Annotated in this window: 15 protein-coding genes; 1 reads left to right on the top strand and 14 read right to left on the bottom strand. The window is 38.6% G+C overall.

Annotated features, from left to right (window positions below):
• Positions 1-29 precede the first annotated feature (29 nt).
• The 5 genes from oraE to ord all read right to left on the bottom strand — a co-directional run bounded on the left by oraE (position 30) and on the right by ord (position 5,759).
• Positions 30-2,252: a D-ornithine 4,5-aminomutase subunit OraE gene (gene oraE / locus F3D3_RS07390; RefSeq protein WP_069872621.1), complete on the bottom strand. Its 2,223-nt coding sequence runs from the start codon at positions 2,250-2,252 to the stop codon at positions 30-32.
• Positions 2,252-2,629: an ornithine aminomutase subunit alpha gene (locus F3D3_RS07385; protein ID WP_069872619.1), complete on the bottom strand. Its 378-nt coding sequence runs from the start codon at positions 2,627-2,629 to the stop codon at positions 2,252-2,254. Before F3D3_RS07385 ends, oraE begins: the two co-directional genes overlap by 1 nt.
• Positions 2,630-2,666: 37 nt before the next feature.
• Entirely contained in the window at positions 2,667-4,082 is a 1,416-nt protein-coding gene (gene ortB / locus F3D3_RS07380) for a 2-amino-4-oxopentanoate thiolase subunit OrtB (RefSeq protein ID WP_069872617.1), read from the bottom strand.
• The gene (ortA, locus tag F3D3_RS07375) at positions 4,072-4,383 is read right to left on the bottom strand and encodes a 2-amino-4-oxopentanoate thiolase subunit OrtA (protein ID WP_069872616.1); all 312 of its coding nucleotides are present in this window, start codon (positions 4,381-4,383) and stop codon (positions 4,072-4,074) included. The genes ortB and ortA overlap by 11 nt, the downstream gene beginning before the upstream one ends.
• 323 nt (positions 4,384-4,706) lie before the next feature.
• Positions 4,707-5,759, bottom strand: a complete 1,053-nt coding sequence (ord, locus tag F3D3_RS07370) for a 2,4-diaminopentanoate dehydrogenase (RefSeq protein ID WP_069872614.1) — start codon at positions 5,757-5,759, stop codon at positions 4,707-4,709.
• 362 nt (positions 5,760-6,121) lie between these two features.
• Between ord and F3D3_RS07365 the strand changes: the two genes are divergently transcribed.
• Positions 6,122-7,348 carry an MFS transporter gene (locus F3D3_RS07365; RefSeq protein ID WP_069872612.1) on the top strand — a complete coding sequence of 409 codons (1,227 nt, stop codon included), beginning with the start codon at positions 6,122-6,124 and terminating at the stop codon, positions 7,346-7,348.
• Positions 7,349-7,434: 86 nt separating this feature from the next.
• On the opposite strand, the gene F3D3_RS07360 is transcribed toward F3D3_RS07365, so the two are convergent.
• The 9 genes from F3D3_RS07360 to F3D3_RS07320 all read right to left on the bottom strand — a co-directional run bounded on the left by F3D3_RS07360 (position 7,435) and on the right by F3D3_RS07320 (position 19,402).
• Positions 7,435-9,243: a GGDEF domain-containing protein gene (locus F3D3_RS07360; RefSeq protein ID WP_084388888.1), complete on the bottom strand. Its 1,809-nt coding sequence runs from the start codon at positions 9,241-9,243 to the stop codon at positions 7,435-7,437.
• A gap of 164 nt (positions 9,244-9,407) precedes the next feature.
• A complete protein-coding gene (locus tag F3D3_RS07355; protein ID WP_069872610.1) occupies positions 9,408-10,814 on the bottom strand; it encodes a sigma-54-dependent Fis family transcriptional regulator in 1,407 nt (468 codons plus the stop codon).
• A 31-nt stretch (positions 10,815-10,845) separates the two neighbouring features.
• On the bottom strand, positions 10,846-11,295 hold the full coding sequence (locus tag F3D3_RS07350) for a SoxR reducing system RseC family protein (RefSeq protein ID WP_069872609.1): 450 nt from the start codon (positions 11,293-11,295) through the stop codon (positions 10,846-10,848).
• Between the two features lie 106 nt (positions 11,296-11,401).
• The gene (gene aspS / locus F3D3_RS07345; protein ID WP_069872607.1) at positions 11,402-13,189 is read right to left on the bottom strand and encodes an aspartate--tRNA ligase; all 1,788 of its coding nucleotides are present in this window, start codon (positions 13,187-13,189) and stop codon (positions 11,402-11,404) included.
• 15 nt (positions 13,190-13,204) lie between these two features.
• Positions 13,205-14,530 carry a histidine--tRNA ligase gene (gene hisS / locus F3D3_RS07340; protein WP_306455933.1) on the bottom strand — a complete coding sequence of 442 codons (1,326 nt, stop codon included), beginning with the start codon at positions 14,528-14,530 and terminating at the stop codon, positions 13,205-13,207.
• A 59-nt stretch (positions 14,531-14,589) separates the two neighbouring features.
• A complete protein-coding gene (hemZ, locus tag F3D3_RS07335) occupies positions 14,590-16,095 on the bottom strand; it encodes a coproporphyrinogen dehydrogenase HemZ (protein ID WP_069872604.1) in 1,506 nt (501 codons plus the stop codon).
• A 20-nt stretch (positions 16,096-16,115) separates the two neighbouring features.
• Entirely contained in the window at positions 16,116-16,739 is a 624-nt protein-coding gene (locus F3D3_RS07330) for an MBL fold metallo-hydrolase (protein ID WP_069872603.1), read from the bottom strand.
• 20 nt (positions 16,740-16,759) lie between these two features.
• Positions 16,760-17,209, bottom strand: a complete 450-nt coding sequence (gene dtd, locus F3D3_RS07325) for a D-aminoacyl-tRNA deacylase (protein WP_069872601.1) — start codon at positions 17,207-17,209, stop codon at positions 16,760-16,762.
• Positions 17,210-17,224: 15 nt separating this feature from the next.
• Positions 17,225-19,402 (bottom strand): bifunctional (p)ppGpp synthetase/guanosine-3',5'-bis(diphosphate) 3'-pyrophosphohydrolase, encoded by a 2,178-nt coding sequence (locus tag F3D3_RS07320; RefSeq protein WP_069872945.1) that lies wholly within the window; start codon positions 19,400-19,402, stop codon positions 17,225-17,227.
• Between the last annotated feature and the right edge of the window lie 3 nt (positions 19,403-19,405).

The raw sequence follows: 19,405 nt of genomic DNA, 5'->3' as shown, positions 1-19,405 counted from the left end.
GCAAACAGCCCTCTTTCTTGAATTGACGATTATTCGCCTCTTAATGCTTTTGCTCTTTTGACGATGAATGTCGCCACATTGACCCCTCTGTCATAGCGTCCAAAACCTTCATCCATACCATTTTGTCTCGCAATTTCAGGTGTTACCTGAGTCCCGCCAGCACAGATGATGAATTTATCTCTGACGCCTTTTTCAACTGCATATTCATGAATACGCTTCATGTTTTTGTAGTGAACATCATCATGAGAGATAATCGTTGAAGCTAAGATCACATTTGCATTGAGTTCAATCGCTGCATCCACAAGTTTTTCGATAGGTACACTTGTCCCTAGATACTCAACTTCCATACCGTATTTTTCAATCCCGCCATGTTTGATGTCGATGACTTCTCTAAGACCAACAGAATGCTCATCTTGGCCCACAGTTCCAGCAACAATTTTAACTGGATTTGAATCAATCATAGCTCTAATTTCATCATCGCTCAATACCTCTGGTTCTGGTGGAATCACCACAGTTCTCATGTCGAGATCCATATCGAGAACCCCTTTAAGCTGAACTCTAGTGCCTTCAGATGGATGCATTTGTTCGATGTGAATCACTTCAACATCTTTTAAATTCATCTTTTTACCAAATTCGATTGCCGCATATTGTGCAGGACGCAGTGCAAGTGGTAAAAGGATTTCGATTTGAACAACACCGTCACCTAGCCACTGAACTTCTGGTTTAACAAATGGAGATTCCCCGTGCTCGCCTCTGTATTTTTCAGTTTCTTCCATACGCTTGTTGACGTTATCCGTCTCATCGAGCTCATCAATAAAGATAATTTTTTCTGGTTTTTCAAAGGTACAACCATCGATCAATTTTGCAGGATCTTTCTCAGCGGTTGCATCGTATTGAGCAACATTATTGTTGCCATAATGTGCTGTAACCGGTGCAAAATAATCAGCTTCTCTTTCATATACAGAACCTGAACCAACGCCACCATCAATCTTACGACCGATACCATCACCATTTCTTTCTGGATACATGCCTGAATCCACAAAGAATCCTTTTTCAACAGCGTTAAAATAACCCTCATTTGCTAAGATTTCTTCGATATATAAAACAGCTCTCTCTTTAAGTTCTCTCGCTTTTTCTCTAAGATAACCCTCTGATTTAAGCTCTACCATTTCCATCAAACTATCAAGGCCTGTTAAAGTTTGCTTTGCAGTTTCACAAGCTTCAATATTGTACATATGCCATGGCACATTTCTGCCTTCATCAGGTGTGATTGTAGATTGAATATCCGCTGAAGTCAATCTAGAAATAAGCATATTCATCACGTGTGTCACAGTCGCTTCTCTTGAAGAAGAAGTGATGTATTTCGTATTCATTTGAGCTCTCATCTTATACTCAGTAAATAAGTCTCTAAGGGCAACTGCGTAAGGCAAATCAAGTTTCATACAAGGTGCTGGCGTAGAGGTAGGCGGCACAGTCGATAGAGAAATATTGGCTTTAGGCATCCCTACTTTATAGGAGTAAAGTGCATTGATCCCATGTTGAACCATTAATTCTGGCATAACTTTCCATGCATCTCTAGCTGTTGCGTTTGCGTTATGAGCGCCATCGATTTGAACCATATCTGCCCATGCCATTACTTTTTTAGATTCAGCGGCATCCACAAATGATCTCACCATGTTGATGTTCCTGTAGAGTACGTTGTATTGTGGATCTTGATGTGCGCCATTTACGCCTTCTTCTGCAAGCATAACGGCAACATCTGGACCCGCAACGCCTGATACATATGAGTGATAGTTGATGGGTCTGCCGACTTCTTCTTCGATTAAGTCAAGTGCTTTTCGATGTGCTCTCACTTGCTTTCTAGAAATTGGAATACCGCCAATTCCTTGTGGTGTGCCTTCTATAAGACCATCAAAGTGAGATTGACCAGCAGTTCTGATAACCATAATATGGTCAGCACCATGCCATGCAGCCATTCTCATACGTCTAATATCATCTTCGAAACGGCCAGAAGCAATTTCAGTGGTGATTGTGTTATTCGGTTGTGGATCTATATTGCCAAAATATTGCGATGCAGGACCAGCAATGTAGTTTTTAAGAGGTGTTGACATATCACTGTATTCAAAAGGACCGTAGACTTGTTTTTCACTTTTTGCTCTCCAAACCCAGCCTCTTCTTTTAGGCACATAATGCTCAAGATCTTTTAAAATTTCTTTTACATCCATTTTTTGGTTGATATCTAATTTTTGCATTATTTTGCCCCTCCTTTGAACATCGTCACAGCGTCATCCCAGTGCTTGCCTTCGATTAACTCAAGGCCCGCTGTTCTGATATCGATATTATTAGATTTAGCCACTTTATAAACCACATGTCCAACGCCATGGCCCATTAAACCTCTGTCAATCGCACCATCTACTAAAGGTTGTGCTTCAAGGCTTGAAAATCCCATTCTAAGGAGTACCGATCTCTCCACCGCTGGTGATGTGTGTGTTTTCGCTAAGTCCAGTAACGGGTCAACAACTTCCTCAAGTAAATTCCAGAAACGTTCCTTGAGTTGCTCATCTGTAAGATCCGCAAGGTGCGCTCTTCTAGATTGAAAGTCATCTTCTCTCTTTAAAAAACCTTTCATTGAATGATCCTCCTTATTTTCTATCTCCGCATGAGATTTAAAATTTAATATCAAGTTCCTTTAACGTCTCTGTTACAAAAGCCTCATCCATACCCGTTTCATCTACTAAAAATGCAATATCTGCTTTTGAAACAGAAGTGACATTATTGTTTTGAACTGCGTTTTTGACCACTGATTTGCGTATTTTCTCCATGTCAAGGTCAATCGCTTTAATCATGCTTGGATGCTTGGGTAATATGATGTTAACGCCAGGGATTTGGTCCTTTGGATTGCCAAATTTGATTTCAATCCCATTGTCTCTTGCAAAAGAAAGTTGAGGTTGAATATGTTTACCAGCACCTGTGTACTCTGTTTCTTGAACAATGATGACTTGATCTTCATCCATTTCACGTGCAATACTAAAAGCAGCTGCAAGTGAAGTGTTGCCTGCTGGACCTCTTTCTAATCCTTCTATCTGTGCAAGCGCTTCTGTCATGTAAAAGACTTCGCCTTGCGTCACCGTCACATAACGATCCATGTAACGCATAGGTCTAGCTGCTGATCTCGGCACATCTGAACGGTCTGGATAAGTTGCAAATGGCAATCCAAATCCCGTGTGACCCGTTGTAAATGACTTTTTATTAAATTGGCCATCGCTTGCCATATGAAGCCCTGATAAATCCACAGATGCACCCACAACAACCGTATCCGTTGCACCAGCCTTGATTAGGCCTCTCGCTGTTCCAGTGAGATTTCCGCCACCTGCATTGGTACAGACGACTACATCGGGGTCTTTACCCACTCGCTCGCGCATTTGCATTGAAAGTTCATAACCTAAAGTCTCAACGCCTGCTATACCAAAAGGTGTATAAAGGGATGCATTAAAATAGCCTGTTTCTTCAAGCAACAAAAGAAAATGATAAAACAATTCTGGCCCAACTGTAAGTTGTACGACTTCAGCACCGTATGCCTCACACTTACGTGCTTTTTCCACAATTTCGGGTTGTCCCAAGCCTTTAGAATCAAAGGTCTCTTGGACGATGATGCACTTTAAACCTTGCATCGCTGCTTGTGATGCAACAGCAGCACCATAGTTACCACTAGTTGCCGCAATGACACCTTTATAGCCTAACTTTTTAGCGTGATGAACTGCATTTGCTGCTCGCCTTGCTTTAAAGCTTCCAGAAGGGTTTCCACCTTCATCTTTGATAAATATACGCGCGCCCTTGCCCTTTTCCGAACATTTTCTAGCAAGTGCAGTCAAATTTTTAAGTTCAAATATTGGGGTGTTGCCAACACCCGTTTCCCCTTGAATTTTTTGCATTTCTTCAAGTGTATAACCTGTCTCACGCATCATTTTTTCATAGTCAAAGCCAATACCATCGTTTTCAAAAGTCGCATAGTCAATACCAATCGCTTTTTTCATGATTTCATTTTTCCGGCTCATCACGGCTTGATAGGTATTATCTTTCATCTGCGTCACCTCCAAAAAGGATGTCTTTTAAATCGATCCCTATTTGTAATAATTCCGGTATAAAATTACCGAATGAATGTGAATAAGTCGGATTGACTTCAACAATTTTACCTGTTTCCAATCGACCTGTAATGGTTTTAACCGTCACTTCTTCACCTAATTCTGAATCCGACTGCGCAAAGCCTTTAACCCACATTTCCAGTGGCACTTTTTTAGTGTCCTCTGGTACTTGAGGTGCTCTTTGCTCACAGGTTAATATAATTCTATGAACTTTGACCCAATCGCCTTTTTTTATCTGCATTTCGGGCACCACCTTTCTATTTAAATCCTATTTGAGCCATCTTTGATGTCTCAAACCGATTTTCGCTGACACCTTTCAGCGGCCACACATTCCGCTTCAAGTCTTTCGGCTCAAATCTTATGATTATCACTGTCCGCCAAAACTTTGTTTTGTCTGACCCGTTCTCGTCTAACCGCTTAGAGCAGGGTGAACACTCCTGACTCTAAGCTGGACGAAAACTAGTGATTTAAATCATATTTGAGCCATCTTTGATGCCTCAAACCGATTTTCGCTGACACCTTTCAGCGGCCACACATTCCGCTTCAAGTCTTTCGGCTCAAATCTTATGATTTTATCATTTTTCTCATATCGCCCATGATTGCTCTTGGTACTGGTAAATCAAGCATTGTTTTTAAACCTGGATCTGCGTTGATCACTTGAGGAATCATATTGACACACATAGCGATTGTACCAAGGCCACCTTCAACCTCTGGCTTAATGCTCATGTTAACTTCTGGTGTGCCTTTGAGTGTCACATAGTCACCAGTGAAAGTACCTTCCATTTCTGGCTCGATTTGTTGAGGGTGAATCATATCAATTTTGACCTCACCGTTTACAAAGCCTTGACCTGTCATGTTGACACCCGCAACATGACCTGCAGCAGCAAAACCATATGGCGATTTACGATCAACAGTTGTCACAATTGGTTTCATTTGAGTTTCATATTTTTCAACATCCCAGCCGATTGCATCCCCGATCATTCTAATGGATTCAGCAAACCCAACATGACCCGCAAGCGAACCATCTGCTACGCCAGCGTTGAATGCATCAACTGTGATACCGACGCCTTGTTCTTCCATAACAGCAGGCCCAAAGGGTGATAAGCTGTTAACGCGTTTTGCTTCAATGTGCGTCACATCCGTCATACAACCTGTTAAAATGACCACTAATAAGTCCATGATCAAACCTGGATTGATACCAGTCCCTAAGATTGACACACCGTTATCTTTTGCTATTTTATCGAGCTCAGCTGCGAGTTCTGGATTTTGAGATTGTGGATAAGACATTTCTTCCGCTGTGGAAATCACATTAATTTTTTTCTCAAGAACGAATTTTAACCTTGGGAACGCCTTAGCTGTAAATGAATCTGTCGCACATAGACATATATCACAAGATTTTTCAGTTAAAACTTCTTCAATATTGGGATTGACGATTACAGATGCTCTATCGCCCCTATCAACGCCTATGATTTCGTATATGTCTTTACCTACTCGATCTTCGTGTCTATCACAAACGCCAACGATTTCAACACCTGTTTTAGTTGCTAACATTTTTGCCATGCCGCTTCCCATTGCTCCGAAGCCCCAAATTGCTACTTTTACATTTTCATTTCTCATCAGAAACCACCTCCGTATAGTATTTAACATTACGTCAATAATTAAACGCAAGTATCATGCCAAATGTATATTTTTTTAAACAAATCACTCAAACACGTTGAAAAATCACAATGTTTTAATATTCGTACACTGTATAATCAGATAATTAAATCAAAAAGTCCCACTCTTTTTTTGCATTTATTGTGCATTTTGAGCAAAATATTTTGCACATATGCTTTAAAAGTTGCTATTCCAATTAGAGAAAGCAAAATATTTTGCTTTCTCTAAGATTTAGACGCAAAATATTTTGCTGCTATTTTATTAACTTTCTACTTTAAAGAAATCTCTAAATGGTTTATAATCTCATAAAGCGAGGTAATCTTATGAAAACAATCATTAAAGACCCACAAATCAAAAAGTTTTGTTATTATGGCTTTTTTAAAGACTTAAAATTCTTTGAACCCTATCTGATTATCTATTTATCCTCCATTGGATTATCATATCTTCAAATTGGTGGCCTATATGCCTTTAGAGAAGTCATCATTTATATCTTTGAAATTCCATCTGGCATAATCGCAGATACTTATGGTAAAAAATTGGAACTCATGATCTGCTTTGTTTTTTATATGATTTCATTTTCACTATTCTTTATAAGTAGTCACATTTATATGATCTCTTTGGCAATGCTCTTCTTCGCCCTTGGAGAAGCCTTTAGATCAGGGACACATAAAGCCATGATTTTTAGCTATCTAGAACAAAAAAATTGGTTTGAATATAAAACCTTTGTCTATGGGCGAACGCGGTCGTTTTCACTAATCGGGGGCGCGCTCTCTTCAATATTGTCTATTCTGTTCTATCTTTACACGGGCAATTTAAAAACGTTATTTGCAATCTCAATTTTACCTTATGTACTCGATTTTATGTTGATTGCATCTTATCCTAACAGTCTAAACGAACGCCATAAGGTCACTTTTTCTCTTTTAGACTTTGCCAAAGAGAATAAAAGACAACTGGAACGCTTTTTTAAGTCTAAAAAGCTGATCATTTTGACTTTAAACTCTGCTTCCTTGGATGCTATCTTTAAAAGTGTTGGGGATTATATTCAGCCCATTCTACAATTGCTCATTATTGCTACTTTTAAGGCAACGGATACAACTCTTGTGATCTACTTAGGCATTGTTTACGCCGTAATGGGTTTGTCCAGTGCTGTGGGCTCCCGAAATGTATACAAACTACTTGAGCGCTATTCAAAAGTACATCTTTTGGATCATTTTTATAAAATGATGATCTTCCTCTTTTTAGGGATCGCTCTTTCCACCTACTTTGAATTGCAAATTATCTTAGTATTACTCTTTGTGATCTCTAACATTCTAATAGATTCAAGACGTCCGGTCTTTGTTGATCTCATCGGTGATCATCTAGAGAAAGACCAACGCGCCACTGTTTTATCCATAGAAAGCCAACTGAAATCTTTCATCGTGATCTGTGTAGCCCCTCTTTCAGGCGCCATTGCCGATCAGTTTGGATTCACCTCTGTCTTTATATTTTTAAGTGTGCTCATGCTTATTTTGATGCCAATCTTTTCGGTTACAAAATTGTTTAATAAATAAAGAACTGGCAATCAAGCCTTCAAAAATTTTTTTTGAAGTGCTTAATCACCAGTTCTTCTACATTTAAACAACCTCTATATGAACTGCTAGCAAGGTAATATCATATAATTGGATTCACCTTTTTTCTTAACATTTTTCTTGATTTTAGCAAGTTGTTCGCTGAGTTTTTCAGAAGTTGAGTACACGGATAAATCACCATATATCCCAGAGACTGATAAAGAAGTTAAAGGCAATTCTCTAAAGACGCCAAAGCGGTCTTCAGAATGTATTTTTCCGATTACCAAGTGCTCCTCTTTAAAAAAGAGTGCCTTGTCGCATTCGAATTTTGAAATAATCATCTTGCACAAGTTGACATAGGCATCCATTTCGCCGTTGACCACTAAAATGAAATCATCCCCGCCCACATGTCCTAAAAAATTCGAATAGGGAAACCGTTCTTTTACCAGGTCTTTAAGCATGTCTGCCAAATAGCGAATCATGACATCGCCCTTTTCAAATCCATAAACATCATTGTAAATTTTAAATTCATTGATATCCACATATAAAATGAGCGAACTGCTTTTGTAGGAAACCAAATCTACCAAAACCCTATTAATGATTGGATTTCCTGGAAGTCCTGAAAGTGGATTATGTTCTTTCCCGTTATTTTTTTCATACATGAGTGCATATTCCATGATTTTTTTCATGTTGACAAGCCCAAAGTATTGATTCCCTTTAACGACAATAACATCATCGAACAATCGATCATCAGATCTTTCCATGGCTTTTTTTGCCACTACGTTAATCGGTGTGAAGTAGTCCACCACCAAAGCGTGTTCGTACATGATTTTGGATATAGGTCGGTTTGAAAAAACCGCATAGCCATATTTTCCAGACATCGCTGCGTCTAAATCATGCTTCATAACAATCCCTTTTGGAATGCCGTTGTCACAAATACAAACACTCTGCCTGCTCGTATTTTCCAAAAAACTCTTGATGGTAACACAATGCGTCATGGACTCGTATGTGATTTGGTCACTCTCACCCACCAAGGTTGAAATATAGTGATATTCTGAAGAAAAAGCATTCATATTATTGGCGATTTGGTTATAATCTTTTATGCGCTTCATTAAATCTTCATCTGCAAAAGTCAACGCTCTATCCGGTTGTTTTAGATAAAATCCCTGCGCTGCATGTACACCTAATAGTATTAAAGTCTTGAGTTCTTCTTTTGTCTCTATGCCTTCAGCGATCACTTTTATATTCGTTGTAATCGAAGTATCCACAAAAGCTTTGATCAGAGACTGTTTAAAAGCATCTTTGTCAATATTGCGGATGAGGTCCATATCTATTTTAATAAAGTGTGGTCTCACTTCATTGATGGTCTTAAGACCGGAATAACCCGCACCCACATCATCAATTGCAATTTGATACCCCTGTATTCTATAATTTTCTAAAACCTGTTGAAAAGACTCATAATCACTAATTGAAGTCCTCTCTGTTATTTCAAAGACAATAGAATTTTCTGAAAGTCCATTCTGCGCCAAATATTCTTTCGTGAGACCTGACTTAAACTCATTTGATTTCATAATATCAGGGTCCACATTTATAAACAAAAGTTGATTTTTCTTTAATAATTTAGCCCTTTCAATTGCCTTTTGTCTAAACAACATTTCAAGTTCCCATATTTTACCCAATTCATGTGCGGTCTCAATTAATTTTAGCGGAGAATAAAGCATCGTATTTTCTGGTCCACGCGACAAAGCTTCATACCCTAAAACCTCACCACTTTTCAGACTAAAAATAGGTTGGTATAACGTCGTGATACTTTCATTTTCAAGTATTTCTAAAAAAACAGACGCCTTATCTCTTTCCACCTCTGTATATTCTGTTATATCCATCACTGGCAAACTCATGAACAATCCCTCTCTTTCGTTTCAACCATAACATTTGAATTTTAAATCCGCGTTAAGATTAAATCAAACTTGAGTAAAAACAGATATTATTGGTTAGGGTGTCAAATCCAAAAGTCGAGCACCCCTCTAACCTATTTTATCGCAAAAAAAAGAGCCCCTTCGGCTCAATCTAGTGAAATGTCATATATTTTAATTTTATATTGAAGATTTTGTCTTGAAATATTCAGATGCTTTGCCGCTTTAGAAACATTGCTGTAATAGTGCTTCAGCGTTTTCTCGAGAATATCCCTTTCGATATATTGCAAATGCATATTGAGATCGTCAACTGCCATCAAATCTTCCTGAATATATTTGCTTTTCAGAAGAAGGACTTCCGAAACATGTGAGGGCATATGTTCCTTTGTAATCACGTGTTCATCCGTTATAAGATTCATAGCAGATTCTATAAAATTTTTAAGTTCTCTTATATTACCAGCCCAGTTGTAAACCTTAAATGCATTTTGAAGCTCTTCTGTGACCATCCAAACATCTTTTCCCAGTTTTTCATTGTATTCTCTGATAAAATAATCCACCAGAAAGGGAATATCGTCTTTACGTTCATTCAGACTTGGAATTCTCAGATTGATGACATTAATCCGATAGTATAGGTCTTTACGCATATGACCATTTTCAATGAGTATTTCAGGGGCTTCATTGGTAGCCGCAATAATCCGAACATCAATTGGGATATCTTTATTGCCGCCGACACGCCTGACGTAATTTTCCTGTAATACCCTGAGCAGTTTAGCTTGCAACGACATACTCATACTGTTGATTTCATCCAGAAAAAGAGTGCCGCCATCCGCTTGTTCAAAGAGTCCTGGTCTATCTTGAGCCCCTGTAAAAGAACCTTTCGCTGTACCAAAGAGCAAACTCTCAAGTAGAGAATCCGGTATTGCCGCACAATTTTGCGCGATAAAAGGCAAATCTTGCCTTGTACTTGCAAAATGAATACTCTGAGCGAACAGTTCCTTACCCGTCCCAGTATCCCCGTATATGAGCACACTCGAACTGGAATTAGAGGCCCTCTTTGCAATTTTTATGGCCTCTTGATATTTTTCATTTTTGCCAATCAATTCATCGAAATGATATTGTCTGATGCCCAATTCTTTTTTGACTGGTTTTATCAGTTTCTGTTGTAACTCTATGATCTGTTCTGTCATATCTGTGACAGCCGTTAGATTTTTAGCAATTTCCACAGCCCCTATAAGCACATCCTCTTCAAATATCGGATAGGTGGTATTAATCGTTGAAATACGCTTACCTTTAAAGTTGAGATAGTTTTGTTCTCGATTGAAAATGGGCATTCTTGTGTTGAGTACAGTGAGCAATGTCGAATTTTCTTTTGTCCAATCGGGGAAAATATCCAGTAAATGGCGCCCGATAACTTGATTTTCCTTAAGACCTTCAATTTCTTCCATCGCCTTGTTGTATACAATCGAAAAACCATTGAAGTCGACAATGTGGATGCCCTCTTCAATGGTATCTAATATATTTTGACTCGCTCTGAATAACATTTGATCTAAATTCATAAAAGCCCCCATTTTCAACCATTATACAAACTTATAAGGGTTGTATGTCTTTGTGATTCTTTTGTACAATCATTTCAATATGTGCCGTGTACTTTTGACTTTGAAGAAATCTCTTATCGTTTCTTTTGATGATCAAAAAAGTGCCTGTCATCAATACCAAGCCCAAAAGCGCCGATGGCACCTCAATGTTTTCAAGACCCATCAGTCCAAAAAGGGGTTGCCCTAAAAATAAGCCTACTAAAAGTGCCACAAGCGGAATGATATACATGATAAAAGCAGCTCTGAGCACACTGTCTGTCCCCATTGTGACTTCAACCAAATCGCCTTCTTCGCCATGAACATCATTAAGTGCAATTAAGTGAACATCTTTTTGGTCATCACCCAAATGACAAGCACCGCAATTCCCACACGCAGTGTGTCTCATCAATTTAACTTTGGAATACTTGCCCATCTCTTTTACAATAATACCTGTACGATTCATAATATCATGCCCTTTCTTAGCAAATCTATACTTTAATTATAGGCCATCTAAAACAAAGCGTCAATGAGAAGAACTCTCATTAACGCTTTGCCATAGATTAGGACCTTTATTTCTTTTCAACAGGTGTTATTTTGAGGAACAACTCATTGAGCTGTTTTTCCTCAGCAAATCCGGGTGCATTTGTAAGTGGACATCTCGCATCTTGTGTCTTAGGAAATGCAATGACGTCTCTGATATTCTCTGTGCCTACGATGAGCATCACCATACGATCAAGACCATATGCAAGTCCACCATGCGGTGGTGCACCATATTTAAAGGCATCGATAAAGAAGCCAAATTTTTCGTTTGCATCTTCTTCTGTAAAACCAAGCGCTTTAAACATGCGCTCTTGAACTTTAGGATCATGAATCCTAATAGAACCGCCGCCGATTTCATAGCCATTTAAAACGATATCATAGGCTTTTGCTCTACAATGCGCTGGATCAGATTCTAATTTGTCGATATCTTCATCTTTAGGCGATGTGAACGGATGATGTTTCGCCATATAACGATTTTCTTCTTCGTCATATTCAAAGAGTGGAAAATCTGTCACCCATAAGAATTCATATTTTGAACGATCAATAATTTCCAATTTTTTAGCCACTTCACATCGAAGTGCCCCTAATGCATCAAATACAACATTTGGTTTATCGGCAACGAAAACCAACAAATCGCCCTCTTCGCCATTCATCTTTTGGATAATTTCAGCGCGCATTTCTGGCGTTAAGAATTTAGAGATCGGTGAAGTCACTTCACCCCCAGCAAGTTTAATCCATGCCAAACCTTTAGCACCATAAGTCTTAACGAAATCTTCTAACTTTCCAATTTCTTTCCTAGAGATATGATCGGCTTGACCTTTGAAGTTAATCCCTCTGACATCGCCACCGTTTTCAACCGTATCTTTAAAGACTTTAAAATCAGCCTCTTTGACAATTGCATTGATGCACTTGAGTTCGAATCCAAATCTCAGATCGGGTTTATCAGAACCAAAACGCGTCATAGCTTCATTATAAGTCAATCTTTTAAGCGGTAAAGACACCTCAACATCTGCAACCTCTTTAAAAATGCGTTTTAAAAGCCTTTCGTTCATCCCCATAACATCATCTTCATCCACAAATGACATTTCAATATCAATCTGTGTGAACTCTGGTTGACGATCAGCTCTCAAGTCTTCATCTCTAAAACACTTTGTGATTTGATAATATCTATCGAATCCAGAAACCATGAGCAATTGCTTGAACAATTGTGGGGACTGAGGTAATGCATAAAATTTATTGGGATTTACACGGCTTGGCACCAAGTAATCCCTTGCACCTTCTGGTGTTGGTTTAGTAAGCATAGGGGTTTCCACATCTATAAAGCCATTCTCATCAAAAAAACGTCTAGCAACCGTAGTCACTTTGTGTCTTGTGATAAAGCTCTTTTGCATTTTAGGCTTTCTAAGATCTAAATAACGATACTTGAGTCTCAATCTCTCGCCAGCATCATCATTGTCATCCACATGAATTGGCGGTACTTCAGATTCGCATAAAATCTTAAGATCAGATGCAAAGACTTCAATTTGACCCGTTGGCAACTGATCATTGACAGACTGTCTCTTTTCGACTTTACCCGTCACAGCAAGCACGTATTCATTTCGAATTGAAGATGCTTTTTCAAAGGCCTCTGCTGAAACATCTGCATCAAAGATAATTTGACAGATGCCTTCTCTATCTCTTAAATCCACAAAGATCAATCCACCGAGATTTCTTCTTTTTTGTACCCAACCCATTAAGGTCACCGTTTCACCTATATTGGCTTCACGTAAAGCACCGCTATAATGTGACCTTTTTAATCCGTTTAATGCCTCGCCCATGTCTTCCTCCAATATCTATTCCACAGCTTTAATTTGAGCTGCTATTTTTTTAATTTCATCCATTTTATAATCCACTTGAGTGCCCGTTTTCATCTCTTTAAGTGCAAAAGCTTTTTTACGGACTTCCTCTTCACCCAAAACGATTACATAGGGAACCTCTATTTTATTGGCATACTTAAATTGTGCTTTCATCGAGCGCTCTAAATGATCCAGTTCCACCTTGATCCCTTCATTTCTCAAAGCCTGAGCGAGCATCAAAGCAGGTGCTTTTGCAGTTTCACCTAAGTTGAGGATAAACAAATCCACATAATTGGGCTTCGGAATTTCAACACGCGTTTGCTCCATAGTCAATAATAGACGTTCCATGCCCATGCCAAATCCCACACCAGGTGTTTCAGGGCCGCCGACTTCCTCTATAAGGCCATCATATCGGCCGCCACCACATACAGTCGCTTGAGAACCAATATCTCTTGAGATGAACTCAAAAGCTGTTTTGGTATAATAGTCAAGCCCCCTTACGATGCCAGAATCCACTATAAACTCAATTTTCATGCCCGTGAGCATATTCTGAACTTCACTAAAATGGGACTCGCAGGATTCACAAAGGTAGTCAAGCATCACGGGCGCCCCTTGAACTTCTTCTTGGCAAGATGGATTCTTACAATCCAAAATTCTCATCGGATTTTTAGAGAAGCGGTCATTACAAGTTTCACATAAACGTGGTAATTTCGGCTCTAAAAAAGCACTTAAAGCTTTGTCGTAAACAGGTCTACAGGCTTTACACCCAATACTGTTAATTCTGAGTTCCACCGCTTTAAGACCCATACGTTCAATAAAAGTAGCCCCTAAAGCGATCACCTCGGCATCTGAAATCGCACTTACAGAACCAAAGATTTCGATTCCGAATTGATGAAATGCTCTCATTCTACCTGCTTGTGGTCTCTCATGTCTAAAACAAGGGGTCACATAATAGTACTTGTGCATACTGCCCTGTCCATGCAGCTTATTCTCAACGAATGCTCTGACCACAGGTGCAGTGCCTTCAGGTTTTAAAGTCATGCCTTCTTTTTCCAAGTAACGATTGAAACTTGCAACGGATTGCTCATCCCCTTGGATCTCTCTGATCTTCACATTGGGAATCACATTAAACATTTCCTTTTGAACAATATCCGTGGTTTCACCTACACCTCTTTTAAAGAGTTTGGTATATTCAAAAGCTGGCGTACGGATTTCCTCAAAGCCGAATTCAGCACAAATCGTTCTAAATGCATTTTCGATATGATGCCATTTATACACCTCACTTGGTAATATATCATTGGTTCCTCTTGGTTTTGAAATCACAATAAACGCCTCCTCTCATTCAATTTTTATATAATAACCCTATGGATTCACTGATCCTCTCAATACTTCTTTGCCAGCACTTCTTCAAAGCGCGTAATATAGTCTTCAACGCCCTTGAAATTGGCAACGCGTTCAAATCTATTTTCCTCTGGAAAACAAATCTTCGAGACAGCACCAGCCCCTAAGGCCATTATCGTATGTCTCTCTTCCATGATTCTCATATTGTAAAGCGACTCATAGCCCCGCTTAGCATACCCCACATTTTCAAGATGTCCTATCATTTTTTTCTGTCTGTACATATAATAAGGGGTGTAACCACTGCCTCTGAGTGCAGACTCCGATTCATGCATCATGGTTTCCACCGTATGATCATGTGAGAGTTCAAAATTTTCTAAGGACTCATTGAGTCGCGACGCACGTTTAACCGCCAAGGTGTGAATCGTGATGTTTTCGGGATCAAGCTTTAAAGTCTCTTTAATGGTATGTCTTGCCAATTCAATATCTTCTTCAGGAAGTCCCATAATTAAATCCATGTTGATACTTCTAAAACCTATGGTTTTAGCCAGTTGCATAACCTTTTGAATATCTGAAACCACATGATTTCTACCAATCAATTTTAAAGTCTTATCATTCATGGTTTGAGGATTGATGCAAATACGATCTACACCGTATTTTTTCAAAACCCTGAGTTTGGTTTCATCAATGGTATCTGGTCGACCCGCTTCCACGGTGAATTCTTTCACCAGACTCAAATCGGTAGCGTTTTGTATCGTTTCCAAAAGCAACGCCATTTGCGTTGAATCAAGGCTAGTCGGTGTACCTCCACCAATGTAGATACAGTCAATGATTTGATTCTTTTTATGGATGAGCTCAAATGTCACCTTGATTTCTTCAAGTAACTTGTCTAAATAAAGGGGCACCAATTTCGCTTTTTTCTCCAGCGAATTCGAAGGAAATGAACAATAAAGACATCTTGTTGGACAAAACGGAATACAAATATAAATAGAAATCTTATCGTTTTCAACTGGAAACAAATAGGGTCTTTCCTTCTGTGCAATTTCAAGGAGTAAATCAATCTTCTCATCTGTTATGAGATAAAGTTCACTTAATTGTATTCTGATTTCAGATGTGCTGTACCCTTGATCCATGAGTTCATGTACAATTTTAACAGGTCTAATGCCAACAAGAATCCCCCATTTAGACATGGGTTCATAATACTTGACCATCAACTCATATAAAGCCCTTTTCATCTTGCGTTTGAAATGGGCTTTAATGGTTTTCAGTTCAATGAATTCATTGTGATTACCCGTTTGCATTTCAAATCGAAGCCTTATTTCAGATTCCAAATCCATGAATGTATAGGGTTCGCCATCCGCTATATTCATAAATTCATCGCAATCAAATTTATCTACAATTAAGCCATAATCTCCTTTTAAAAGGCACTCATGGTATACTGCTTCATCATCGGTAAAAGATAAATGGGATTTTAACACAAAAATCTCAAGTAAGTTTTCAAGATCATAAAAATACTTTCGATTTTTTACAAGCACCATCAAATTTTTCATTTATACAACATCCTTACTTCCTATAAAAATGGATTTTTCTTTCTTTCAAATCCAATTGTTGTACTCGCACCATGTCCCGGATAAACCGTGACATCATCTTCTAAAACAAGTAATTTTTCTTTGATTACACGGATCATTTGTCTATGGTTCCCACCATACAAATCAGTTCTACCAATAGAACCATAAAATAGCGTATCCCCTGAAAATAATATTTTCGCCTCACTAAAATAAAGACAAATCCCACCCTTTGTATGGCCTGGAGTATGAATCACCTCACACTTGTGTCTGCCTATAACCAATTTGGTATCGTCCCCAATCGTCTCATCTGCTTTAAAAGCAATATCAGGTCCATTCATGTTGAGCGTTAAATTAAGCGACGCATCCTCTAAAAGTTCAGCATCATCATGATGGATCAAAACCTTTGATGCCGTTAACTTTCTAAGTTGCTCAACTGCCCCTATATGATCACCATGCCCATGCGTTAATACGATATATTTTACCTTTAACGCTTTATTTTCAATCTTTTTAAAGATTCGATCTGCTTCTCCACCTGGATCTATTACCATAGCTTCTTTCGTCTCTTGATCTGCTACGATATAGCAATTAGCCGCATAAGAGCCTACAGCAAGTCTTTCAAGTATCATTTTGCCTCCTAAAGTGTTCTCTAAAATGTTCTCTGTGAATCTATGATTATTGTTACAGGGCCATCATTTTGAATATCCACAATCATATGCGCGCCAAAGACCCCTTTTTGAACATGAATACCCTTTCCTTTTACCGATTCAACAAAAGATTCATATAAACGATTGGCTTCTTCTGGTTTAGCGGCACTGCTAAAACTAGGTCTTTTGCCTTTTCTCACGTCACCATAAAGCGTAAATTGAGAAATACAAAGCATATCGCCACCGACATCTATAAGAGATAAATTCATTTTATCATCAGAATCTTCAAAAATACGTAGCCCACAAATTTTTTCTACCATATAGTCTACGTCCTTCATGGTATCGCCTTCACCGACACCTAAGAGGACATTTAAACCTTTTTTGACATTACCTACAATGACGCCATCAACCTCCACAGACGAAAAGTTGACCCGTTGTATAACAGCTCTCATGTCCAGCTCCTTAATTTATGACGTAACCCGTTTTACTTCAATAACATCCGTCAACATTTTTATCTTTCGAATAAACTTGTTGAGCTCTTCAATATCTGAAATTTCCATAGAAATATTGATAATCACAATGCCATTTTTGTCAATTTTAGCGCTAATGCCCGTCATCATCATGTTCAGATCATGCATCATCGTCGTAATTTCCGATAACAGTCCCTTTCGATCTATTGAAATTACTTGAACACTGGTTAGGTATGCAGACTCCTTAGAACCTGCCCATTCCACTTCAATAAATCTGTTTTTAGAATCATCTGTTTTCTCAAAGTTTTCACAATCGGCTCTGTGGATTGTAACACCTCTACCACGTGTTATATAACCAATAATTTCATCTCCAGGAACTGGACTACAACATTTTGCAAACCGAATGAGAATATCGTCTATGCCTTTAACCGAAACGCCTGTCTCATTCTTCTTTTCTTCTTTCTTCTTAGAATGTTCATCCGCTTTTTCAATTTCAGGCATCTTCTTCGCTTGTTCTTCTTTTTGTTCTTTAATATATTTTTCTCTAATTTTAGGCACCACTTGATTGGTCAATATACCACCATATCCGATGGCATTGTACATATCATCAAGTGATTTCAAACTAAGCCTTCGCATGATTTCAGCCAAATAGTCCTCGTTGAGCACTATTTTTATTGGTACATTTTGCTTGCGCAGTTCACCCAAGATCATCTCATGACCTTTTTCAATATTCTCTTCACGGCGCTCTTTCTTAAACCATTGCTTAATGCGTTGTTTGGCTTGAGTGCTCTTTACAAATTTGAGCCAATCTCGAGAAGGGCCAACGGCATTTTTACTCGTCAATATTTCCACGCGTTGACCGTTTTGGAGTTGGTAGTTAATGGGCACGATTCTGCCGTTTACTTTAGCACCAACACATTTGTTACCCACCTCAGAGTGAATTTTGTAGGCGAAATCTATGGGGGTTGAACCCACAGGTAAATCTACAACAGCACCATCAGGTGTAAAAACAAAGACTTCAGTATTGAAAAGATCAAACTTTAATGATTTCATGAATTCACTAGGATCTTTAAGATCACTTTGCCATTCCATCATCTGTCTAAACCAAGAGATTTTCTTTTCCATTTCAGTATTCGCTGCATTAGAACCTTCTTTATACTTCCAATGTGCGGCAATACCAATTTCAGCAATTCGATGCATATCACGCGTTCTTATTTGAATTTCAAAGGGTTCACCATTCCCCATTAAAGTCGTATGAATAGACTGGTAGAGGTTCGGTTTAGGCATGGCAATATAATCCTTAAACCTGCCTGGAATAGGCGTCCAAAGCGTATGAACAGCTCCCAAAGCACTGTAACAATCCTTGATGTCATCACAAATAATACGGATTGCCGTAATATCGTATATCTCATCAAATTCTTTATGTTGATATTTCATTTTTTTATAAATACTATAGAAGTTCTTTGGCCTACCATAGATCTCAAAATTTATATTGAGATCCGTAAGTGATTTATTGAGTTTAGTCAAATAATCATTAATAATCGATTCACGTTCAGTTCTTTTTTTATCTACCTTTTTAACTAGATCCATGTACCCTTCAGGATCTAAATACTTCAAACTCAAATCTTCAAGTTCCCATTTGATTTTAAAAATCCCGAGTCTATTGGCTATAGGTGCAAAGATTTCAAGTGTTTCTTCTGCTTTTTCCCTTTGTTTTTCAGGGGGCATATTACCAAGTGTTCTTATGTTATGAAGTCTATCTGCTAGTTTTATCAAGATCACTCGAATATCACTCGACATGGCCAAAAACATCTTTCTCAAATTCTCAACTTGACGTTCCTGTTTTGTTTCATAGTTGATGACAGCCAATTTAGTGACCCCGTCTACTAACAGCGCCACATCATCACCAAATTCTTTTTTTACGTCTTCAAGTTTCACCGTAGTGTCTTCGACAGTGTCATGCAACAAAGCCGCAATGATCGTTTCTTCATCCATTTCAAGCTCAGCTAAAATAAGAGAAACATTTGCAGGATGACTGAAAAACGGCGTTGTGCCATCTTTACGCATCTGACCTTCATGGGCTGTTTCTCCAAATCGATAGGCTTTTGCAATTCTATCTAAATTCACATAGGGCGCAAATTGTTTCACCCTTGCCAAATATCCGTCTAAGTTCATAAG

Source organism: Fusibacter sp. 3D3, from assembly GCF_001748365.1.
In the GTDB taxonomy this organism is placed as follows: domain Bacteria; phylum Bacillota; class Clostridia; order Peptostreptococcales; family Acidaminobacteraceae; genus Fusibacter_A.
Note: the sequence above shows the minus strand (reverse complement) of the source record. Positions and strands in the feature narration are given on the sequence as shown.